Annotated in this window: 25 protein-coding genes; 9 read left to right on the forward strand and 16 right to left on the reverse strand. The window is 37.3% G+C overall.

Annotated elements, in window-relative coordinates:
* Positions 1-260 precede the first annotated feature (260 nt).
* Positions 261-1,463 (reverse strand): dioxygenase family protein, encoded by a 1,203-nt coding sequence (locus ACTBZY_RS18865; RefSeq protein ID WP_463047917.1) that lies wholly within the window; start codon positions 1,461-1,463, stop codon positions 261-263.
* 71 nt (positions 1,464-1,534) lie between these two features.
* Positions 1,535-2,362, reverse strand: a complete 828-nt coding sequence (locus tag ACTBZY_RS18870) for a LytTR family DNA-binding domain-containing protein (RefSeq protein WP_463047918.1) — start codon at positions 2,360-2,362, stop codon at positions 1,535-1,537.
* A 333-nt stretch (positions 2,363-2,695) separates the two neighbouring features.
* Between ACTBZY_RS18870 and ACTBZY_RS18875 the strand changes: the two genes are divergently transcribed.
* Positions 2,696-3,328: a LysE family translocator gene (locus tag ACTBZY_RS18875; protein ID WP_463047919.1), complete on the forward strand. Its 633-nt coding sequence runs from the start codon at positions 2,696-2,698 to the stop codon at positions 3,326-3,328.
* Between the two features lie 76 nt (positions 3,329-3,404).
* Complete coding sequence (locus ACTBZY_RS18880) at positions 3,405-3,947, forward strand: pyridoxamine 5'-phosphate oxidase family protein (RefSeq protein WP_463047920.1); 543 nt, start codon at positions 3,405-3,407, stop codon at positions 3,945-3,947.
* Positions 3,948-3,972: 25 nt separating this feature from the next.
* Here the strand turns inward: ACTBZY_RS18880 and ACTBZY_RS18885 are convergent, their stop codons facing one another.
* A complete protein-coding gene (locus ACTBZY_RS18885) occupies positions 3,973-4,659 on the reverse strand; it encodes a hypothetical protein (protein WP_463047921.1) in 687 nt (228 codons plus the stop codon).
* A 304-nt stretch (positions 4,660-4,963) separates the two neighbouring features.
* Here ACTBZY_RS18885 and ACTBZY_RS18890 point away from each other — a divergent pair, with 304 nt between their 5' ends.
* On the forward strand, positions 4,964-5,248 hold the full coding sequence (locus ACTBZY_RS18890) for a hypothetical protein (RefSeq protein ID WP_463047922.1): 285 nt from the start codon (positions 4,964-4,966) through the stop codon (positions 5,246-5,248).
* Between the two features lie 208 nt (positions 5,249-5,456).
* Positions 5,457-6,074 carry an inorganic pyrophosphatase gene (locus tag ACTBZY_RS18895; RefSeq protein WP_463047923.1) on the forward strand — a complete coding sequence of 206 codons (618 nt, stop codon included), beginning with the start codon at positions 5,457-5,459 and terminating at the stop codon, positions 6,072-6,074.
* On the opposite strand, the gene ACTBZY_RS18900 is transcribed toward ACTBZY_RS18895, so the two are convergent.
* The gene (locus ACTBZY_RS18900) at positions 6,067-7,068 is read right to left on the reverse strand and encodes an acyl-CoA reductase (RefSeq protein ID WP_463047924.1); all 1,002 of its coding nucleotides are present in this window, start codon (positions 7,066-7,068) and stop codon (positions 6,067-6,069) included. The two genes, ACTBZY_RS18895 and ACTBZY_RS18900, sit on opposite strands and share 8 nt — an antisense overlap.
* A gap of 115 nt (positions 7,069-7,183) precedes the next feature.
* On the opposite strand from ACTBZY_RS18900, the gene ACTBZY_RS18905 reads away from it, so the two are divergent.
* On the forward strand, positions 7,184-7,534 hold the full coding sequence (locus tag ACTBZY_RS18905) for a 4Fe-4S dicluster domain-containing protein (protein ID WP_463047925.1): 351 nt from the start codon (positions 7,184-7,186) through the stop codon (positions 7,532-7,534).
* Between the two features lie 202 nt (positions 7,535-7,736).
* Here the strand turns inward: ACTBZY_RS18905 and ACTBZY_RS18910 are convergent, their stop codons facing one another.
* Positions 7,737-8,249 (reverse strand): VOC family protein, encoded by a 513-nt coding sequence (locus tag ACTBZY_RS18910; protein WP_463047926.1) that lies wholly within the window; start codon positions 8,247-8,249, stop codon positions 7,737-7,739.
* A 123-nt stretch (positions 8,250-8,372) separates the two neighbouring features.
* On the opposite strand from ACTBZY_RS18910, the gene ACTBZY_RS18915 reads away from it, so the two are divergent.
* Positions 8,373-8,693, forward strand: coding sequence for a winged helix-turn-helix transcriptional regulator (locus ACTBZY_RS18915; protein WP_463047927.1), 321 nt, complete (start codon positions 8,373-8,375; stop codon positions 8,691-8,693).
* Between the two features lie 62 nt (positions 8,694-8,755).
* Here the strand turns inward: ACTBZY_RS18915 and ACTBZY_RS18920 are convergent, their stop codons facing one another.
* The 6 genes from ACTBZY_RS18920 to ACTBZY_RS18945 all read right to left on the reverse strand — a co-directional run bounded on the left by ACTBZY_RS18920 (position 8,756) and on the right by ACTBZY_RS18945 (position 14,218).
* Complete coding sequence (locus tag ACTBZY_RS18920) at positions 8,756-9,439, reverse strand: DUF1003 domain-containing protein (protein ID WP_463047928.1); 684 nt, start codon at positions 9,437-9,439, stop codon at positions 8,756-8,758.
* 277 nt (positions 9,440-9,716) lie between these two features.
* A complete protein-coding gene (locus ACTBZY_RS18925; protein ID WP_463047929.1) occupies positions 9,717-10,493 on the reverse strand; it encodes a hypothetical protein in 777 nt (258 codons plus the stop codon).
* Positions 10,494-10,606: 113 nt separating this feature from the next.
* Positions 10,607-11,218, reverse strand: a complete 612-nt coding sequence (locus ACTBZY_RS18930; RefSeq protein WP_463047930.1) for a DUF2306 domain-containing protein — start codon at positions 11,216-11,218, stop codon at positions 10,607-10,609.
* A 232-nt stretch (positions 11,219-11,450) separates the two neighbouring features.
* A complete protein-coding gene (locus tag ACTBZY_RS18935) occupies positions 11,451-11,930 on the reverse strand; it encodes a YybH family protein (protein WP_463047931.1) in 480 nt (159 codons plus the stop codon).
* Between the two features lie 189 nt (positions 11,931-12,119).
* Entirely contained in the window at positions 12,120-13,412 is a 1,293-nt protein-coding gene (nhaD, locus tag ACTBZY_RS18940; protein ID WP_463047932.1) for a sodium:proton antiporter NhaD, read from the reverse strand.
* 386 nt (positions 13,413-13,798) lie between these two features.
* A complete protein-coding gene (locus tag ACTBZY_RS18945) occupies positions 13,799-14,218 on the reverse strand; it encodes a DUF6326 family protein (protein WP_463047933.1) in 420 nt (139 codons plus the stop codon).
* Positions 14,219-14,407: 189 nt separating this feature from the next.
* On the opposite strand from ACTBZY_RS18945, the gene ACTBZY_RS18950 reads away from it, so the two are divergent.
* Entirely contained in the window at positions 14,408-16,498 is a 2,091-nt protein-coding gene (locus ACTBZY_RS18950) for a pyrroloquinoline quinone-dependent dehydrogenase (protein WP_463047934.1), read from the forward strand.
* Positions 16,499-16,740: 242 nt separating this feature from the next.
* Here ACTBZY_RS18950 and ACTBZY_RS18955 read toward each other — a convergent pair whose 3' ends face one another.
* Entirely contained in the window at positions 16,741-17,133 is a 393-nt protein-coding gene (locus ACTBZY_RS18955) for a VOC family protein (protein WP_463047935.1), read from the reverse strand.
* A 306-nt stretch (positions 17,134-17,439) separates the two neighbouring features.
* Positions 17,440-17,940 (reverse strand): YqhG/Tai3 family protein, encoded by a 501-nt coding sequence (locus tag ACTBZY_RS18960; protein ID WP_463047936.1) that lies wholly within the window; start codon positions 17,938-17,940, stop codon positions 17,440-17,442.
* A 525-nt stretch (positions 17,941-18,465) separates the two neighbouring features.
* On the opposite strand from ACTBZY_RS18960, the gene ACTBZY_RS18965 reads away from it, so the two are divergent.
* Both ACTBZY_RS18965 and ACTBZY_RS18970 read left to right on the forward strand, forming a co-directional pair.
* Positions 18,466-19,218, forward strand: coding sequence for a hypothetical protein (locus tag ACTBZY_RS18965; protein ID WP_463047937.1), 753 nt, complete (start codon positions 18,466-18,468; stop codon positions 19,216-19,218).
* A gap of 55 nt (positions 19,219-19,273) precedes the next feature.
* On the forward strand, positions 19,274-19,765 hold the full coding sequence (locus ACTBZY_RS18970; RefSeq protein WP_463047938.1) for a DinB family protein: 492 nt from the start codon (positions 19,274-19,276) through the stop codon (positions 19,763-19,765).
* 58 nt (positions 19,766-19,823) lie between these two features.
* Here ACTBZY_RS18970 and ACTBZY_RS18975 read toward each other — a convergent pair whose 3' ends face one another.
* Genes ACTBZY_RS18975 through fabV form a run of 3 tightly spaced genes read right to left on the reverse strand, consistent with a single transcriptional unit; the run spans position 19,824 to position 22,113 of the window.
* Positions 19,824-20,438: a fumarylacetoacetate hydrolase family protein gene (locus ACTBZY_RS18975; protein ID WP_463047939.1), complete on the reverse strand. Its 615-nt coding sequence runs from the start codon at positions 20,436-20,438 to the stop codon at positions 19,824-19,826.
* A 43-nt stretch (positions 20,439-20,481) separates the two neighbouring features.
* Entirely contained in the window at positions 20,482-20,874 is a 393-nt protein-coding gene (locus ACTBZY_RS18980; RefSeq protein WP_463047941.1) for a hypothetical protein, read from the reverse strand.
* A 51-nt stretch (positions 20,875-20,925) separates the two neighbouring features.
* Positions 20,926-22,113 (reverse strand): enoyl-ACP reductase FabV, encoded by a 1,188-nt coding sequence (fabV, locus tag ACTBZY_RS18985; protein WP_463047942.1) that lies wholly within the window; start codon positions 22,111-22,113, stop codon positions 20,926-20,928.
* Between the last annotated feature and the right edge of the window lie 440 nt (positions 22,114-22,553).

The raw sequence follows: 22,553 nt of genomic DNA on the forward strand, positions 1-22,553 counted from the left end.
TTAAGCTCATAGTAAGGGGTTATTTTTAGTGAAATGTCACGATTAGGTTTTCAGTATTTTCTGCCTAAATTTAAGTTCTGATATAGTCAAATTTCATTTTCACCACCTTTGGGAATATTCGCTTACTGCCATAAAGCAAGTAAGTTTTCAAACAAGTTTTGCTGAAAGGTTTAAGTGAAATGCATTGCTTTCTCCTTGAACTACCAAAAGGAATGCATCTTAAAAATGTTGCCTTCAGGATTATGAACTTTAAGGTTATTCTATTTGTGTTTGGGCTCAGGCAAATCAAAATAAATTCCTTGTGTTCTGTCCAAAGAAGCAGAAATAGTATTGAAATTGTCCTCTGAAGCTAACAAGTCAATATACTTATCTACGATGTTTCCATGTTTGTAGATGATAAAAGTATTTTCTCGGTCTGGGTTTATCTTATTGCGATGAGCTTCCGATTTATGGTCGGTAAAAGAGGGTACGAAAGTCAATGCAGTATGCTGAAGATGGAGCTCAGAACCCAAGTTTTCAAGTTTGGATTGTCGTGCTTCTTGGTTATAGTTTTTTTCATTTCCGTAAACAAAATAGACCTTCAGGTAACTTTTCCGTTTCTCACTTTCTATCTCTAAAAAAGTCAGCCATTTATTTATATCCTGCCAGTTAGGATTATGGCCTACAAAATAGATTATGCCGTGATAACGGCCGTATTTACAGACAGGACAGGTTCTGGTTCCTTTGTCTGGTCCATAGGCGTGGAAAGGCGTAAAGGAGGGTTGTGCTTCTCCAATGTTTAAGCCTGAAATGTTATTGACCGTACTTTCTTTTGGATAATTTGGAATGTTTAATCCCAGTACGATATTGTGCTCTACAATTTGTAAATTATCTTTTAAAAGTACTTTTACGACTGCATTTCCACCACGATTTTCCTTAGGATATTTCTTGAAATATGGTATTAGAAATTTATCATCATCAAAGGTGATTTCATCGGTGTAGTATTCATCATAGACGTCTGGTTCTTTAATAGACAAATGAATATGGGCAGGCATTAATTGCTTGGGATATGGTGCTGGTCGAATGGTTTTAATGGTGTATTTTCCATTTAAATCAGTCTTAACCCAGCCACGAATAAGCCCGTGCTTTTTTGCCTGCTCAATCATACCAAGTTTTGGTGAATAATAACCTTCATTATCTGTTTGCCAGTAATAGATAATGACATCAGGTGCCGGCGTCTTTCCGTCTATCTGATATACCGTTCCTGTTATCATTACTTTTTGACCTGTTTCATTCCAGGCAAGGCTGGTGTTTGAGGAAGGAATTTCTTTTGGCATTCCGATATACATCAGTTCACAGCCATCACATCCACCGCCTACTATTTTACTTCTGCCATTTTTCGAAAAGTCAGTCGTTTGACCATTACAGCTCACGGAAAAAAAACATGAAAGCAAAAAGTATTTACTAAAGCTTAACCTGCTCATATTGTCGGGATTTTTGTGTAAAACTCGTGTTATAAACTTTCTGTGTTCTAATATAATGGTGCGAGTGGAGTTTAATTTGCGGTGAAACGATGAGAGCTATCCAGCTTGGTTTTGAAATCTTGAGCATAACTGCGACTTACTCTCAGCGTAGTATGATCTGTAAGCGTAATGTCGTAGTCTCCGTTTTTACGAGATTTAATGGAAAACACCTTTGTGATATTCACAATATGAGATTTATGTATACGAACAAATTGATTGTGGTCCAGTTGAGATTCAATGGATTTTAGCGTTTCAGCGTGCAAATATTTTTTTGAAACGCCATGAACATTTACATAGGGCGAATTGGCTGTTAAATAGTAAATGTCGCCTACAGGCAAAATTACCTTTTTATTGTGGTCGGAAATTAAGAGGGAACTTAAGCTATTAGTTGTGATTACTTTTTCAGGCGTTGTAGAATCTGAGGGAAGTTTAATCTTGTCAACATTAAATAGAATAATGGCGAAGCTGTAAATGATAAGGGTTTCTAACAAGTTGGCCGATAATCCAAAATGAAAAGTCTGAGCATAAGAAAACGTGTGGTTATAGAAAGTTTTAGATAAAGCCCATACCAATGCTGGATAAGTAATTAAATGCACGGTAATTATTAAACCCGTTAGAAGTAAGTTGGGCTTCATTTTAGCCTTTGACTGCTTCAAGAGTATAAATAAAAAGGGAAGGAACAGTACCCAAAAAGAGCTAAAGAGTAAAGACTCCGAAATGTAAAAAGCCCCGTTTTGAAATTGTGCTGACTCATAATCCAAAGCTATATTTGTTATAATCAACATAAAAAGACCTAATAGAAGTCCATATTTTAGCTTCTTTTTATGTTCGAAAATGTGATATGTCTGTAGAAGTGTCATTGTATTTCGTGGGGTCAAATGGTTCTAATGAGCTTCTATACAATAGTTTGCTTGTAACTTCAATCTACTCATTTTTTTAGCTTAATAAAACCAATTTACATGAACTTAATCTTATGCAAATCAACAAATCGACGTCCAAGATTATATCCCTGTCTCGTGTGATAACAGAATCAATGCTTGCTAGTTTCTTGCATGTTTAGAAGCAAACCAATATTTCTTTTAACATTAAGAAGACTTTTGCAAAGCGAGGGAAATCTTATTAAAGAGCTTCGGGTTTTTGAAATATCTTAGAATCAATATTATACTAATAACTAGGTTTAAAACTTTTAGTTTATGTTCGGAATTATCAACTTTTGGGCGTTTTTATTGAGTGGTATCCTTGTCAATATTGCTCCAGGAGCAGACACCATGTTTATTCTTGGAAGGAGTATTTCTCAAGGCAAGAAATCCGGGATTTATTCTGCTTTGGGCATTTTGGGTGGAGCCCTCATTCATTGTATTATGGCGGCTTTTGGCTTATCCATTTTACTGGCAAAATCTGCCTTAGCTTTTTCTGTAGTAAAGTATCTAGGAGCCGCATATTTGGTGTTTTTAGGATTGAAACTGCTGCTTTCAAAGGAAAGTAAAATGGACATAGAAGCGAAAGAAGTGAAAACAGAAAGCCTGAAAAAAGTATTTTGGTCTGGTGTACTTACAGATTTGCTGAATCCAAAAGTGGCCTTATTTTTCTTGGCTTTTTTACCACAATTTATAAACTCAGAATATGCAGATAACGCTATACCTTTCTTGCTTTTGGGTTTTACTTTTCTCTTTACAGGTGCCATTTGGTGTATAGGGGTAGCCATTTTTGCAGCCAAACTTTCTGGCAGTTTTAGAAGTAATCCTAAGATAAAATACTGGCTAGACAAAAGTACGGGAGGGCTGTTCCTAGCTTTGGGTGCTAAACTAGCATTCAGTAAAAGCTGATTTTTGAACCAAATACGCTAAAGATTTTAAAGCTGTGACCTTAACTTTGTTTCAGTTACTCATTAATCTTATGCCCATGGCAAAAGTACACCCAGAAATTTCAGAAGAAATAAAGTCTTTTATAGCAGCTCAGCATATGTTTTTTGTGGGTACCGCTATGACAGACGGAAAAGTGAATGTATCTCCAAAAGGGCGAGATTCATTAAGGGTATTGGGACCAAATAAAATCATTTGGAGAAATCTTACTGGTAGCGGAAACGAAACTGCAGCACATCTTCAAAAAGTGAATAGAATGACGCTGATGTGGTGTGCTTTTGAGGGCAAACCTATGATTCTTCGCTGCTATGGTACCGCCAAGGTTTATCACGAAAGAGACGAAGGATGGGATGAGCGGAATGCTTTATTTCCAGTGAGCAACGGAGCCAGACAACTTTACGAAGTAAACGTGGAAATGGTACAGACTTCCTGTGGTTTTGCCGTGCCGTTTATGGATTTTAAAGAAGAAAGAGACGTCCTAGAAAAATGGGCAGAAAACAAGGGCAGGGATGGCATCAAGGCGTATTGGAAGGACAAAAACGTCAAGAGTTTTGACGATGAGCCTACAGGTATTTTTGAATAAAAAAGGCTATTAAAGTCATCATACTTTAGTCATTAAAAATAAAAAAGCCTAAGCCTCCAGGGTCTCTAATAATAATATTATCCACTTTCCCTTCAGGGTTAAACGCGGTGATTTCTTCCGTAATGGGGATTTGAAGCGTTCTTATTTTCTTGATAATATCTATGTTATTTTTACCATTAAAGAAGGTAAGAGAAGGATTGAAGAAGAGGTGAGGGCATGTAAAAGGACTCATGAGACTTATATTTAAGTTGTTTTCATTTTTTAAAGAAATCCAACTGTCGCTTTCTGAACCGGAGATAACTTCAAAGCCAATAAATTCAAAAAGCTTGGTGGATAGTGCGAGATTTGGACTCTCTAAACTTATGCCCATGTTATTACCTAAAACAGACAAATTGAAATTTTCTAGCATTGGATGCTTCAGTTTTTTCTCAATCAGGTAAACCCACATCCCAGAGGGAGTTACAAAAGAATAGTTTTTTTTTAAATCGTTTATCTCGGTAATTTCTTTCAAAGCCTCTAATTCCTTTTGCCATGAGGGTTTGTAAAGCTTAATACCAAGTCGGGCAAAAGGCTCTGGGTTTATTTCAATAACAACCCTTCCGTCTGAAACGGTATTTGAACTCTTGGTATTAAGAGGAGTGAAGTTCAATTTCCGATAGAACTCATTACTAACAAGCTGGTTTCCAGTGGGTGTTTGAATAATGGTTTTCATGAAATTATAGTGGGCTTGGGAGAAGTTATTAGTGAAGTGCCTTACTTTATCTTGGTAGATACGTTATTAAGCGAATAATCGTTTTCGCCGAGTGCGTTTTATTGATGCTTGCTATCGATAATGCATTAAATTGTTCGAAAATTCAATTAAACCCGCTTGATTGGTGCTGATAAATTATATTTGATACCATGAAACTTTATACTTTTAGTCTGCTATACTTAATTCCTTTTTTCTTTTTTTTCGAACAGTCTGAAATGGCAAAAGAGAAAACGAAATTGTCTGATTATGGTTTTTTTAAAGCATCTTGAGCGAGCTTGTTCCTGCTTACGGTGTGTATCCTTACTCTTTAAAAACACCTCTATTTTCAGACTATGCAGAGAAACTCCGATTTGTCGCCCTCCCGGAGGGTGGCAAAATTAATTATGATGAGCTGGAAGTCTTTAATTTTCCGGAAGGCAGCACTTTGATTAAGAATTTCTACATTCCAATAGATTATAAGAAGCCAGAAAAGGGTAGAGGATTGATAGAAACCAGACTCATTAGTAAAAGAGATGGATTTTGGGAATCGCTTCCCTATATCGTGCCTTGAAGGGCTGTTTTTGTCTTGCCGAAATAGTTTAAACGGTACTGTTTTGCTTAAACGATACTGGTATGATTCCAAGAAGAGCGGTTTGAAATTTTTCTATAAAGTATAGTTATTTATAGGGCACTTTCGCTTTGAAATGACTTATTGAGATGTTTTAAGTGATAGCGTAATCTATTTAATTATCTTTGCAAAATATTAATAAATCAGAATAATGAAACCTGTTTATAAAGCACACCCTTGGCATGGGATTTCTATTGGAGATGATGCCCCGAATATTGTAAATACCTTTATTGAGATTGTACCTTCTGATACTATCAAATACGAAATCGATAAGGAAACTGGGTATCTATGTATTGATAGACCTCAAAAATATTCCAACATTGTTCCTTCTTTATATGGTTTTATTCCACGAACCTACTGCGGGGCAAGAATAGCGGAATACGCGATAAATAGCGGTGCCGAAGGCGTAACTGCTGGTGATGGCGATCCACTTGATATTTGTGTATTATCCTCTCACCATATTCCTCACGGAGATATTTTATTACAAGCCAGACCAATTGGTGGACTGTGTTTAGTAGATAAAGGAGAAGCAGACGACAAGATTATTGCCGTTTTAGTAGGAGACCATATCTATGGAGAATACAAAGATTTGAAAGATATGCCTAAAGACGTAGTGGAAAGACTTAAGCACTATTTCTTAACTTATAAAAACCTTCCACACGAGCCAAAGCACTGTGTTATTGCACATGACTACGGTGTGGAAGAAGCCAAAGAAGTGATTAAAATGGCCATGAGAGACTATAGAGATACTATCTTTAGTCCTATTTAAGGTTATTTAAAAATTCTATCGTGTTTACATTGTCGGCGAAGTCATTTATACTTGGAGTTTGACTTCCGCCAAAAGGAATATGATTCTTGCCGACAATGCACTGAATACTCTCCTCATGCTGTTCTAGCATCTCTTTTAATTGTGCCTCGTTTTCGTACTCTTCATAGAACAAAACACTTATCGGGCTTACCAGATTCTCACTCTTTGTAACCAGAAGAAAGCCATTATCATAATGGTGGTTCATATTTACCAAATAAATTGACTTGTTATAGTCGTAGTTGTTATTGTATTTATGATGAATTTGAATGGTATTCCAGTATTCTATGGCCTGGAAAAACGGCGTGAAATCATAGCCTTTCGGCACAAAAGCTTTCGAGACATTTCTGCATCCCAGACCGAAATATTGGAAAATATCATTACCAAAATCCCTTAATTCCTGACCTGTTTCGGCTCCATTTAAAACAGCTACCGAGCTTCTGTTTTTTCTAATAATATTGGGCTTTTTACCGAAATAATATTCAAAGTATCTAGAGGAATTATTGCTTCCTGTGGCTATAAAAGCATCGGCGTCATTTAGCCTGTCTGCTATCACAATTTGCTCATTTAGTTCGGGTTCAAATTCTATAAGCTTGGCAATCATTTTACGCATTAAAATGCTATCGGAACTACTTAATTTTAGTAAGGCAACATTTCCTGTAAGCAGAATACACAGTAAATCATGAAAGCCCACTAAGGGAATATTTCCTGCAGAAACCAGCCCTATTTTCTTAGGCTCTGAGTTTTCTATTATGCCGGAGGCAAAGCTCTCTAAAGCCTCTTTGTTAAGAAATTCTTTTCCTATATTCTGTAAAGAAAGTAAGACATTATCTTCCGTAAACCAGCCATTTTCGTTTTTGCACTGGGCAGCCCAATACTTTAAATCTTCTTGATTTGCTTCTGAGGTGAGAAAATCGCCTAATTTTGAAAATGGGACTATTCTTTTTTCTAATGTCATTTTTTTAATGCCGCTTTGCATTTTTTATTATTCGCTACAAAATTACTAAGCTCCTGAAACTTTGTAGGCTTATATTTGTTCTTTATTTGAATAAACAACGGAACTGCAATTTGCTATGGCGATTATTATAACAGACGAATGTATTAACTGTGGAGCATGTGAGCCGGAATGTCCAAATACCGCTATTTACGAGGGTGGTGTTGAATGGACTTGGGCTGGAGGAACGGCATTAGAAGAAGTAGATTTTGGTGATGGCACCATTATCGATGCAAAAGACGATCAAGAACCCGTTTCTGACGAGTTTTATTATATAGTTTCTGATAAGTGTACAGAATGTATGGGTTTCCATGAGGAGCCTCAGTGTGCTGCGGTTTGCCCAGTAGACTGCTGTGTTCCAGATCCAGATAGGGTGGAAGACGAAGAAACACTTTATGCTAAAAAAGCATGGTTACATGCAGAAGCTTAAAAAATAGACCTAATAGGTTGAATTAAAAATCCAGTTGACATTTGTCAGCTGGATTTTTTGTTGTTTTTAAGCTTTGAATATTAACAGATTGACCGAAAACGGTTTTAGCCTTGAGAGCTTAATAAATCATGTGTTTTCTAATGCATGGTATGGGTTAAAATGGTCTTGACTTAAGCACTCCATAGGAATAGCCTGCTGCGTTTTATTTTGCGTAGGCACCAGAAGAATAGGTCAGTTCATAACTATGCGTATAGATTTCGAAAACAATACCGAAAGGGTCCTGGACGTAAACCATTTTATAAGGTTTGTCATTGGGATAATATTCTCGGATAGGCATTCTTTGCTTTCCTCCATATGCCACTATCTTTTTAGTTAACTCCTCAATATTTGGGTCTTGAACACTAAAGTGAAATAGGCCAGTATTAAAAGGGCTAAATTCGGGGGCTTCTTTCACCCCATGAGGGAAAGAGAATAGTTCTATTCCAATGCCGTCTGAGGTGGCCAGATGTGCAATTTCAAACTCCTCCCAATCATCACCAAAAACGTCAATACACATTATTCCAATAGCGGTATCGCTCTCTTTCTTTACTACGGCAGGTTCCATAATAACATACCAACCCATTACCTCGGAGTAGAATTTTACGGCTTCCGAAATATTTGGTACCGTAATTCCAATGTGCGAAAATGATTTCGGATAATTTTTATTTGAATTCATAAGATATTTTTATTTAAAATACAAAATAAGGCTATATTGTCACCAATCGCAATAACTTACCTAAAAGTGTTATAGTATACTAAAAGAGTTAATAGCTTATTAATAGATAGTTAAGAATAAAATATGAAAGAAGATAATTCCTGTCCGCTTCACTATACCATGACCTTAATTGGAACAAAATGGAAGCCTTTGGTTTTATTTCATCTTTTGGACGGTGCCTTACGCTCTGGAATTTTACAAAAGAAAATTAAAGGGGTTTCTAATAAAATGTTTACGCAAACGCTACGGGAATTAGAGAAAGATGGCCTGGTCATCAGAAAAGTTTTTCCCGTGGTTCCTCCCAGAGTAGAATACGAGCTGAGTGAGAGAGGGAAATCTCTTGAGAACATTTTAAGAAGTTTAGATAGCTGGGGTGCCAAAGATGAGCGGAATGAATGTAAGTGATATATATAAATGGGATGATTATTTTAGGATTAAGATTTGATGCTTTTGATCATATCGAACACTCACTTGTTTAAAATATCGTTTAACATTTCTACTTGAATCTTCTGCATCTCTAGTAGCTCTTGCTGCTGATGTAGCATCAAATGGTCAATTTTCTCGTGCAAGGTCCTAATCTCTAATTCAGATTTTAGGTTTATCAAATAGTCTTTTTCTGCTTCAATTCTATCTTTCTCGTCCTTTCTATTTTGGCTCATCATAATTACCGGAGCTTGCATCGATGCTAGACATGATAAAATGAGATTCAAAAGAATAAAAGGGTAGGGGTCAAAGCCCTTGTTGGCTAGCCAGTAGATGTTCACACAAATCCAGACCAGAATAAAGAAGCCGAAGGCTATGATAAAAGTCCAGCTCCCGCCAAAAGTTGCCACCTTATCTGCAATTCGCTGACCCAAAGTAGGCTGACTTAACACCAAGCTTGAGCTATCTGTCAACCTTGTGTGATTAGTGATTGACTGAATCACTATTTTTTCTTGCTCTGTTATTTCTTCCAGGTTTTTACCCAAGATTTGGACCAGGTATTTCTCTCTGTAGTAGTTTAATTCCTCTTTAGAAATGCAGCCGTCTTTGGCTATTTCTGGATAGTCTTGGTAAATCAGTTGACTGATACTGTGTCTCAGCGAATTCAAATTCACCCTTTGGTTTTCTAGCAGGCTCTTTCCCGAAATGGCACTTTTGTCCTTATTCATCTCATTATTGTTTTAAAATGTAGGTCATCCTAGCGTTATTTAAGTTAAATACATGCCATTATATACAAACATTTCATTTTAAAGCTAGTTTAATTTGTGGAAGATACTGCTGTTCGAGGTCTTTTTGAGCTCGAATTGATTTTAATATGTCAGCATAATTTAGCGATTGAGGGGCTAGATAGTGGGAGTTCGGGGCATACTTAAATTAAGGTCTTCATGGCTTTTGGTAAACAGGTTTCATAATCGTAATAAGGAATTCTGACCAATTTTCATTTTCCTAAAAATCGTAATTGATATTTTTTGGTAAGGATTCAACCTTTAATTTCATCCACTCTCCATCAACCTTAATAACGACGATGTGATTATCCTTATCATAGAAAATAGTACCATCATCACTGTTTTTTAGTGATTTGTAGTTGACATACTTAGCACTCTCGCTATAATTTGTTTCGTCATCACCCTCTGGTTGTTCTTTTCTAATGTTATCTACGCCAATTTTCCCTAAGGATAAGGTATTTGTTAATTGTAAAGAGCCGTAAAAGATAGCCTTATCTCTTCCGAAAAGAAAAGAATGTTGTCTTACGTCAGAACCAATGCGAAACCAATTATAGGTAGCATCTGAATGTCCCCATAATGGGCTGTAATAATACATCTCAGCCACAGGTCTTCCTTCTTCAAAATGTTTGTTTACCAGCATTGTAATTCTCGATTTATCGTCATTGGCATAGCCTTCAAAAACATGAAATCCCCAACGTTTTTTGTTTTTTTCTATGCTATTACCTCTCACCTGTATCATATATGGTGTACTTAAAATACCGTCGACAGTGGTATACATTGGAGTAAGTTTGGGGTCAAATCCGAAATAGTATCCTTTTTCACTCCACTTATTCCAGGTACTGTCTATATCAGATGATATAGTGGTTCTGTAGGCATTAGTTACTGCCGAACCTTTGGAAATTTTAAAATACTTATCATGGGTTGATTTAGTATAATGCTGACCATATCCAAATTTGGAAATAAAAAGAAATGCTGTCAAGATTAATCCAAGTTTCATAAGATTTTATTTTTTAATAATACGGTTACCTATTTCCAATATAAAGTTTGAACTAAATCTAAGAGGTTTTTAGGGCTTTTATCCGTAGATGCCTTTAGGTAAATATTAATGTGTTAGTTTTTAAGCTTAACTATGAAATAGGCGACAATTAAATTAGGCACCCAACACAACCAAGCGACGATACGATAAGCCGGAAGGAAGTCTCCCAAGGCAATGGTGAGCAAGGGTAGCCATATTCTTAGGGTAACAGCCGCAAAACAGGTGGCATAGCTGTATATCATGAAGTTTTGATGCTGTAGCACATTACCGTTTTTGATGGCTTTAAACCCCATAGCTGTGGTGCTCAGCCACACTAGACCTAAACCGATAAAGCCCGTTTGACTTATAAGTCCACCGGTTGCGTGAAATCCTATATAAATGCCACAGAACCCACTTATTAAGACAGCAAGCATATAGACGGTCCCTATTCTTCTATGCCACATTAAGTGCCGTGTTCTGAGCTTCAAACTAAACTGACTCCAGCCAATGAGAAGTGCTAAACCGCCTAAAAGGATGTGCACATAAAAAGCCGCGTTCCATAAAGTGGCAGCTAACAGTTCTGGAGACTTAGAACCTAACAAACCAAAACGTCTATCAATAAAAAAGTAGATTAAGGGATAAAGTCCAATAAGGATACATAATAAAACAAAAAGGTACCAAGTAAGTTTTTTGAGCAGGCTTTTCATTTAAACGGGTTATAATTATTGCTTAGCTGTCACTTCATTTACTCATAAAAATATGCATTAATTCCGGTTTAATAAACGCACTATTTTCAAGGCAATAGCTGGGGTAATGCGTATTTATTTTCCTGATGCCAGCACCCTGAATCATGCGAAATAAAAGAAATAAGTCCTGCTGATATTAGCGTCAATACAGGAAAATACTAAGTTGTAAAAGAAGTAAACAAGAGATAAAGTTTTAAATATTATGTAAGGTTTCGAATGCTATTTTCCAAGAATCGTCAGCTTGTCTTTTCCAGACTATGATGTACGTTCCAACATTTTTAACAGTGTCCTTGGTTTCCTTATTAATGAAAATTTCATTGAAGCTATTATAAGAAATGGCCATATCGTCAGTTTCTATAATTGTGGGCTCGCCCCGGTCAATCAGCTGAATATTGTATTTCGCATAGATATCTTTCCATTGTGCTTTAAAGGCGTCCTTTTTTATCAATTCAATGGGAGCGTCTGGATAAATGGCTGTAAACTCATCCTGATAAAAATCCATCCAATCATAATCAAATCTTTCATAGACTTGATAGAGGCTGTCAACCTGTGTTTTGATTTTATTTTTAATTTCAGCCGATGATGTTTTAGGATTTTCTTTTGGCTGGCATCCGATAGTGAAAGAAAAGAGTAAGGTCAGAAGAAATAGATTTATGGCTTTAAAAAGTGTCATGATTGTTGTTATTAATGTTTCTAATATGCTGATATCCTTTAAGTCTATCCAAGGATTTTATAATCTAATCTAACATTTTTTTATAGTTTTAATAGCATAATAAGTCTCAATCGTTCAATCAAACACCGACTTGCTTTCTTCTTAATGTTTCCACAGAAAACCCTAAGGATGGAATTTATATATGAGAATTTAATTTAAAAAATAATGAACAAGTACTCCCGCAATATAACCCACTAAAGCCAACCAACTTATTCTTTTCAGATACCAAATGAAATCGATTTTAAGAATTCCCATAATGGCCACCCCAGAAGCAGAACCTATGATTAACACACTGCCGCCGGTTCCGGCACAGTAGGCCAGTAGCTCCCAGAATAAATGGTCTGGAGGATATGTGCTTAAAGGGTACATTCCCATGGCTCCTGCCACCAAAGGCACATTATCCACTATAGATGAAACTAATCCTATAACCACATTGATGACATAAATATCACCAAAATTTTGGTCAAGGATAGTAGCGAAATCACTTAAATGCCCAGCGGTCTGTAAAGCAGCCACGGCCAAAAGAATTCCTAGGAAAAAAAGGATACTGGTGGTGTCTACTTGTCGGATGATACCAGACACCGTTAGGGCTTGACGGTGCTTGTCAGCTTTGTTTTTATGCATAAACTCCGTTACCACCCAAAGCACGCCCAAACTAAAAAGCATGCCCATAAATGGAGGTAAATGCGTGAAGTTTTTGAAAATAGGCACAAAAAGTAAACCTGCTATGCCCAACCATAGTACCAAATTGGATTCAAATTTATTGGTAAGCACTGCATGCTCGTTTGTTTCCGTTTTGCTTGGCTGCGACACATTGCCACTTTTGATAAAAGAAAGGATAATCAATGGAACAGCTAAACATATAATACTCGGCAAAATAATACTGGAAATAATATTGGCAGCTGTAATTTGTCCACCTATCCACAGCATAATGGTGGTAACATCTCCAATAGGCGACCAAGCACCACCTGCATTGGCAGCAATGACCACTATACCTCCAAAAAACCATAAGTCTTCTTTTTTCTTAACTAGTTTTTTTAGCAAGGTTGCCAGTACTATGGATGTAGTCAGATTGTCCAAAACAGAAGAAAGAATGAATGTAACGATGCTCAATATCCAAAGTAATTTAACCCTGTTGGTCGTTTTTATTTTGGAGGTAATCACCTCAAAGCCGTTGTGGGTGTCAATTAACTCAACAATGGTCATTGCGGCCAATAAAAAAAATAGGATTTGAGCTATTTCTCCGAGATGGTGGATGATATTTTCTTCAAAGAAGTTCTCGCTTAGGCTGGTCTGAAAAATTTGTTCTTGACCTAATACCAGAATTGCCCAACAAACGACCCCTGTAAGAACGGCAGATGCCGCCTTGTCAATACGGAGAGGATGTTCAAGTGCGATGAAAAAGTAGCCAATGACAAAGGCTAGGAGGAGTAAAATATACATTGATTAGTTATTTAGGAGCATCGAAGTATGGAGTGATGCCATTCTAAAGCAAATGGACATTCGCTTATCCCTCTTATTAAGGGATAAATGTAGTTGGAAAAATATCTTTTCCAAAGTTTTTTTTCGACAAACATAAGCACTGCTAAAATCTAATACTTAGTGTTTTAGTATAGATGGCTTAAGCGGGTATTACGTTTTGTGTTTACGGATTATTCTGGAGAGATTGGCATGTTTTTCTTGCGTATTATGAGACATAATTATACAACCATTTTTAGACCAGAATGGGCTTGAATGGGTTTTCATTTTTAGCTTATATCTGTAAGAATAAAAATTTATAAATGCTGTCTTTTCCTCTCGATACTGGGCTTTATAGAAGGCATTTAATTCTATTCTTGATAATCTGTACGCTGCTTAGGCCAATGCCAAGCCAAATAAACAATAATCAATGTAATTATGCTTTCCACTATGGCGTAAAAAGCATAAAATGCCTGCCATGGTGTAAAACTATTAAAGGCTATGAGAAGCATCATTGCGGTATATAACACACCAAAAACAATGTTCATCCATTTACTAATACTGGGTTTTAAAATTATGGAAAGGGCTATCATACAGGCGGGTATGGCTAACACTATGGAGGCCGCGAATAGTTTAGTAGGGCTGTCTAACATATGGTCTCCACTTATGAGACTATCCATTTTTCCTGGTGTATAGAATTCGAAATAGTCGCCGTATACGTAACAGAACATCAGTGATGTCCAAAGAGCGGCGAGTTTGATTTTGATATTGACCTTTTGATTTTCTAACATGGCGGTGGGCTTGGGTTGGGTTATGTTCTAGGCTAGATGCGGTGCTGTGAGATGAGGTTGCTTTTACCTGATTTCAAGATATTGAACTTTAGGGGTATACAAGGATGAAGACAATATTTACTTTACGTCTAGAACACTAACTATTTATGTGGGATTATTGCTATTTTTAGACTACTTAAACCCAAAGATTTGAATACTAAAAAGTCTCTATTCTTTATCCTCTCTGTTCTTGTTTTGTTCTTTTCAGGCATAAGGCCTACTTCAGATTCCGATTGGTTAAGTTATAATGGAGGAGATGACAGAAATCATTTTTCAAGTCAGCATCAAATAAACACCGAAAATGTTAAAACGCTTAAGGAAGCTTGGCGATATGCTTCCGGTGGTGCGGATGTTGCTACCAATATAACCCAAATGCAATGTAACCCCATTATTATTGATGGGGTGCTTTATGGTGTTTCTGCAGGTTCTCAGGCCTTTGCGATAGACGCAAAAACAGGCCAAGAAATATGGAAAACCAACATCCAAATTGAAACATTTAATATGACTAGCCGTGGTTTAACTTATTGGACAGACGGTAAGGAAAGTCGTATTTTCTTTGGTTATGGAGCTTATTTATATGGCCTGAATGCTAAAAATGGTCAGCCCATTACATCATTCGGGGAAAAAGGTAAAATCTATCTGGTGGATGGTGTTAGAAGGCCGGGTGCCGATGAATATTTATCCGTAAATACGCCAGTGGCGGTTTATAAGAACATGCTTATTGTGGGCAGTCGTTTGGCGGAATCTGCTACAGCACTTTTAGGAGATATTCGAGCATTTGATGCTATTTCTGGCAAACTAATCTGGACGTTCCATACCATTCCTAAACCGGGCGAATACGGTTATGACACCTGGGAAAAAGACAACTACCAAAATTTGGGCGGAGCAAATAACTGGATGGGCATGGCGATTGATGCAAAGCGGGGAATTGTTTTTGCTCCAACAGGTTCAGCGGCATTCGATTTTTATGGCGGAAACAGAAAAGGAGATAACCTTTTTGCCAACTGTTTAATTGCCTTAGATGCTAAAACAGGAAAGAGACTCTGGCATTTCCAGACCGTTCATCATGATATTTGGGATAGAGATATTCCTGCTCCGCCAAACCTTTTTACGATAAATAAAGACGGGAAAAAGATAGATGTAGTTTCGGTATTAAGTAAGCAGGGTTTTGTTTTTGTTTTCGACAGGGAAACAGGAAAATCAATTTTTCCTATAGATGAAAGGGCGTTTCCTAATTCTATTATTCCAGGAGAACAAGCTGCTGCTACGCAGCCTATTCCGCTTATCCCGGCACCATTTACACGCCAAAGTTTTACAGAGAAGGACATCAGCTATTTGGCAGAAAATAAGGAAGAAATAAGAGATACCCTGCGGAATGCCAATTCTGGTCAGCCTTTTATTCCATTAGGTTTTAAGAAAACCATATTTTACCCAGGAACAGATGGCGGTGCCCAGTGGGGGGGAGCTGCGGTGGATGAAAACGCAGTGATGTACATTCCCGCCAAGCAAAACCCTGTTTACAGCAGTTTGAGACCAATAACTAAACAAGCTGGACAAAGTACAGGGAAAATGCTTTATACCCAAAAATGCCAAACTTGCCATGGTGAAAACGCCGAAGGAAATGAGGATGGAACGATTCCGGGTATTTTGAATATTACGAAGCGGATGAAAACCGATAAGTTTTATCAAATTCTTAAAAAAGGACGTGGACGAATGCCTTCTTTTTCTCAGATTTCTGATACCGAAAGAAAAGCTATTTTGAACTATCTGAACGGTCAAAACGAAACGGTGAAAAGTGATTCTGAGGATACCAAAACAGAATATGTAGGTACGGGTTATAATAGATGGTATGATAGTCATGGCTACCCAGTGAGTAATCCGCCATGGGGTACGCTGACCGCTATTAATATGCATTCTGGAGAGCATTTATGGCAAGTGCCATTAGGAGAATATCCAGAGTTAACCGCCAGAGGAATACCGCTCACGGGAACAGATAATTACGGTGGTCCTGCCGTTACGGCTGGAAATCTCATTTTTATTGCAGCCACCAAAGATGAAATGTTTCGTGCTTTTGACAGACGAACGGGCGAGCTGCTTTGGCAAGCTAAATTACCAGCAGCAGGCTATTCCTCTCCTAGTGTTTATGCGGTAAATGGTAAACAATATGTGGTGATAGCTTGTGGTGGTGGCAAGCTAAAAACAAAATCAGGAGACTTTTATGTGGCTTTTGCCTTACCCTGATGATGTTCTTTTTTAGGAGCTTTTGTGTGGATGTAGTGTCTTCTTAAATTTCTAAACTTTGAAAGTTCATTAATGTTTCTTGATGGTCTGTAAACAACCCTCAAATACTGGTGGTAGTGGCTATTTTTACTTTCTGATTTCTTATGACTAGATTGCAAAATTAACAGGCTATCCGGCTTACATATGCAACAAAACATTAAGGAATTATTATCAAATCTTGGCTCAGACCTGTTTGGGACGTTTTAGCCTTTCATGGGTGTGCAAATTTCTATCAAGAAACCATTATTATCTCTGAGGTACCCCACTTTTTGTCCCCAAGGTTTTGTTTCGATAGGCTCAAACAATTTCGCACCTTCGTCTATGGCCTTTTGAAAATCGGTCTCAATGTTTTCTGTGCTGAACACCATTTCTACACCAAAAGGCTTGGCGGCGTCTGATATTCTTTCAAATCCAAATTTGAAATTAGCAGCTCCTAAGACCAAGGAGGCAAAGGCAATCGTGGTTTCACCGGATATTAGTTCGGCGTAGTCTTTTTCGGGAGAAATGAATTTCTGACTAAAGCCAAAGGCATTTTCATAGAAGCTTATGGTGGCTGCCACATTTTCTACATAAAGAATGGTATATGCGTATTTCATATTTTGAAGATGTTATAATCCAAGGTAATTAATTCATCCCAAACAAACCCGTTTTAAATGCAAAAAGCAAAGACGAATCTCTGCTTTTTTTGAAACTTATAATATTAAGTTTGGGCTAACTGTATGTTCATCGATTCAATTGTATCTGGTATCTTCTTATTTGTTTTCCAAGTTAAATTTTGGGTTGTTACATACCAAATATGCGGTGTGCGTGACACCCATAAACCAATCCTATTTTGTTGATAGATGGCTGGTTATTAACAGGAAAGTTTACGACTTGGATACAATCTCTGTTTATCGGTGGTCTTATCGCTTTATTCTGTCTTCTCCGGCAATATTTATAACACCTGAGCCATCTACCAGCCATTTTTCATCTTTCTGTACCAGTTTTATTTTTAGCTTGAAATCTTCTGAAGAGTCCTTTCCTTTAACGGTAATAAAGGCAGCATCAGGCTCGATTTTCTCTAACTCAAAACCAGCATCTGGGTAATCTTGCCCATCAAAAATAGGGTCGAAGCCTAAACCAAACTCTGGGTCCACTTCTTCCATAAGTTTTTTCACCTCAGTTTTGAAGTTTTCCGTAACGTTAGATTGGCGTTCTACCCAATCCACCAGACTGGTATCTGAGTTTTCGTTACAGAATTTGACGTAATTATTGATGAAATTAAGGGCTATTTTATCGTCCGGAACGGGAGCTTCTTCCTGAAAAATAGGTGCTATTTCTTCCCTGACCACAGTGGCTTTTTTAGACGACGTGTTGTCACAAGAGAACAAAATGAATGCAAGTACGATGATGATAGGTTTCAAAATAGGTTTTTTAGTATATGGCAGTCTTTGCCTTATAATGCTTAGGGTTTTCCGAGTCAAATTTAAGCTTAATTCTATGTTTTCATTTTAGAAGTTCGCATATTTTAACCTTAAAGATTTTATGTCTACTGAAATGAAATTCATTATTGGACTCTAGCCTTCTTAGCGGCGACTATTTTTCCTGTAAATTCCTTTAACCCGCTTTATGCATTAGAAAATCTCCCAATTTTATCGGGACCGTAGCTAAATTGCTTCAAATCAGTTCGTAAACGCACTTAAATTTAGTCATCAGAACCCTTCGACAAGCTTAGGGTAGACCGCTATGCTAATCTCCTTTAAATGCCTGATTTATTCCACTTAAAAACTCATTACGATTCTCCAATGCATATACCGGGTTTAAATAATGATGTTCTAAGATTTAGTATAATATCATTAATGGAATTACTTTTTTAAAACCATAAATTCTGTAAATCAGATCATTACTTTCATCTTTGTGGCATGGATTCATTTTGGCTTAAGATAATAATGATGCCCCTGATAATTGCCAGTGTAACATTGGCAGCTAGAAAATGGGGAAATGTGATAGGTGGTGTTATTGCGGGTATGCCATGGGTCGGAGGTGCCATTCTTTATTTTATAGGCATGGAACAAGGCGAGGTCTTTATGATGAAAGCCATTCCAGGCGTTTATGTTGGACTTATAGGTTGGTTAAGTTTCTGTATGACTTATATCGTGATGGGCCAGCGTTTTTCTGCCTTTTTTAGTCTGCTTTCTGGTATGTTGTCTTATATGTTGGTAGGTTCACTTTTTAGAAATTATACCAATAGTATTTCAGTAGTAGGATGGTTTTTAGTGATGATCTGTCTATGTGTATTGTCTTTGACGAACTTTCCGGTTGTAAAGCGAATAGGAAAAAAAGAACCTAAAGATATTTGTTTTGAGATTCCCCTTCGCATGATCATGATAACTGCTTTTGTGCTCACCATCACTTATTTTGCAGAGCTTTTAGGGCCAAATTGGAGTGGTATTTTAACGCCATTTCCTGTCATGACGGCTACTTTAGCTGTTTTTACTCATTATACGCAAGGCATGTATCAGGTAAGACTAGCTTTGGTAGGCATGTACACAGGTGTTATTGGTTTCTCTGTTTTTCTTATTTCCATAGCTTATTTTATTCCTACTATGGGTGTAGGGGCTGGTTTTTTAATTGGTTTGGCCATGAATGTGATGGCAACGCTGAGTGCTAAATTTCTTTTTACTCGTTTTCAATTGGTTTAGCGTAAACATAAACCGTGAGTTTAATGGAACTGTTTAAATAATAAAACTCGATTATATGAAGCATATCGTAAATGATGGGTTTCCTTATTATGTAGAACTTACTGGTGAAGGCCATTTTAAAGAGGCTTTTGCTTCAAATGACATCTTTACTTTTTTGGATACCATAAGTGAAAAACATGCTTCTTTTAGGTATGCAGAAGGAAAATGGAGCATCAAGCAGATAGTGGGTCATATAACAGACCACGAACGCATTATGATGTATAGAATTTTGAGGTTTAGCAGAAAAGACAACACACTTTTGTCTGGCTATGACCAAGACCTGATGGTGGATAATAGTAGATTTGATGAATCGAGTTTTGAGAGCCTTCGCACCGATTTTAAAAATGTAAGAGCGGCATCTTTAAGTTTTATATCCTCTTTGTCCGATTCACAGCTAGCACTTATGGGTAAGGTGTGGAAATATGAACTAAGTGTAGAAAGCTTTCTAAAAGCCACTATCGGCCATCAAAAGCACCATTTTAATATTTTAAAAGAAAGGTATTTTTGATATACTCAACCTTGGGGTATAAAAAAGCGGCAACCCATTGGCACCGCTTTTTTTGTGATTATATCATCTTAAAGTTTAGCAGCGGTTGGCCTTCAATAGAGGCTACCAAATGGTCTCCTTTGTGTATTTGACCTGTACCCGTAGCTGGAGTTCCTGTAAAAATAAGGTCGTCTGGATAGAGGGTCATAAACTTAGAAACGAAGGCTATAATTTCCGCAAAGTTGTAAATCATCAAACTGGTGTTACCGGTTTGAAGCTCATTACCGTTGATTTTCAAATCGAAGTTGATATTGCTTAAATCAGGAAATTCAGCAATAGGTTTGAAGGTAGAAATCGGTGCTCCGCCGTCAAAGCCTTTACCTAAATCCCATGGGCCTTTTCCTTCTCTAGATGCGTCAAAGATGTCTTTAGCCGTAAAGTCTATGCCTATCCCTAATTCTGAAATGTGAGAGAGGGCTTCTTCCTCACTAATATTTTTACCTGTTTTACCTATTTTTATGACCAACTCAGCTTCATATCTCAGGTCTTTGGTGAAAGATGGATACGACACGTCTTTGTTGCGTGTTACTAAGCTGGATTCAGGTTTTGAAAATATAATCTGATGGCCGTTTTTATTGGCATCGATTTCTTCAGCACTGTTTACATAGTTTTTGCCTATCGCTAAAATTTTCATTTTTTGTTTTTGAAATGGGTTGTTAACTAAAAAATTTGACGGTCTAATCTATGTTTATATCGTAAATCAAAACGGCCTTGCCACCCTCACACTTTACACCTTCTGGTGGTGTACTAATGGAACAGTCGCTTGTGATACTCCATTTAGTGTTAAAGGCTTTTTCGGCTTCTTGATGTGCTTTTACCATAGAAAGAAAAAGAGTTAAGTCTATGGTTTTGGAGTAGGCTATGTAGCCTTGAGGTCCACCACAGGCCTTGTTTCCATATTCTGTAAATGCCCAAGTGAAGCTGTTTTCACAGGTAACGCTTTCTGCCATTGCTTTTATAGCTGTAAACTGATTTTGCAGTTGCTGGGCTTCTTCTTGCTGACTTAGTCCTGAGTCTTTATCACAAGAAAAAATAGCCAATAAAATTATAAAAAATCCGAATGCTTTCATTTTCATTTTGAAATGTAACCTCATTAGAAATTGTGATTCCAAATCAGTTTATTAAATCCCCTCTATCTGTAAATTTTCTTCCGTCTCGTCTTCATAGTTGATTTCTGGATAACCAAAGCCAAAGAGGTTGAGAAAGCCTTCTTTATAGCCTGGCAAATCTCCCAAAGCAGGTAAAGTTTCGGTATTGGCCTTTAACCATAGTGCCGCCACTTCTTCCTGTACGTCCGGTCTCATTTCCCAGTCGTCTATTCTTATTCTGCCTTTTTCGTCTGTTTGTAGAGTTTCTTCACCAAAAAGTCTGTCTTCATAAAGACGGTGAATTTGCTCTATACAACCCTCATGAATACCTTTTTCCTTCATCACTTTATACAATAGTGAAATATAAAGTGGTATTACCGGGATGGCGGAGCTGGCCTGTGTCACCAAAGCTTTGTTGACAGATACGTAGGCTTTACCTCCAGTAGAGCTTAGTTTTTCGGTGATTTTAAAAGCCGTTTCTTCCAAATGGTCTTTGGCTCTACCAATGGTTCCTTTTCTGTAAACGGCTTCTGTTAAACTTGGCCCAACATAAGAATAAGCTACGGTTAGTGCGTTTTCTGAAAGTGCGTCTGCAGCCATTAAAGCATCTATCCACATTTCCCAGTCTTCGCCTCCCATTACGGCTACCGTGTTTTCTATTTCTTCTTCACTTGCAGGGCCAATGCTTATTTCTGTAACATTTCCAGTATGGAAATCCACGGTTTTATTGGTGAAAGTGCCTCCAATTGGCTTTAGCACCGAGCGATGAAGCACCTCTGTATCTGGATGCTTTCTTACAGGAGAAGCCAAACTATAAATAACCATGTCAATTTTGCCTAAATCTGCTTTGATAAGTTGAATGGTTTTGTCTTTTACTTCTTTAGAAAATGCATCTCCATTTACGCTTTTGGCGTAAAGACCTTCTTTTTCTGCTTCCTGATGTAAGGCAAGACTATTGTACCAGCCTGGTGATGCTGTTTTTCCTACCTGTGGTGGTTTTTCAAAAAACACACCGATGGTGCTAGCCTTAGAGCCAAACGCACTACTTATTCTAGAAGCTAAACCAAAACCTGTAGAAGCACCTATGACCAATACTTTTTTAGGTCCTTCTATCTCTTTCTTAGATTTAACGTAAGCTATTTGGTTTAATACCCCCTGCTCGCAGCCCTTTGGGTGGGATGTCAAACAGATAAATCCTCTCATTCTTGGTTCTATAATCATACAGAGTCTCTTATTTTTTTGCAACGTTATTTTATTAACGCTACGGCTGAATTTTATTTAATTGGTCTGAAATATTATTTTGTTCTTCTATTTCAGGCTACAAATATGCTAATTCCACCTAAAAGTATCTATAAAGCTTCTCGATTTAAAAGCTTATTCATGCTTATTATAAATAGGCTTTTGCCCAAGCTTTATTCTTAAACCCAGATTATGCGTTGGGGAATCGTTATGAATAGTTAAAATGCAATAAATCAGACAATTAAAGGAAATTGGCATAGCAGGGCTATGATGATTTCCTTTAATTAGGTTTACGCCTGCACTGAGCCTGACGGACGTGAACTGATTTGTGTTATACTGAGCTTGCCGATGGGAAGCAATTTAGCTAAGGTCCCGATAAAATCGGGAAATTGCCTAATGCATAAAGCGGGTTATAAAGCTCT

Source organism: Arcticibacterium sp., assembly GCF_055134445.1.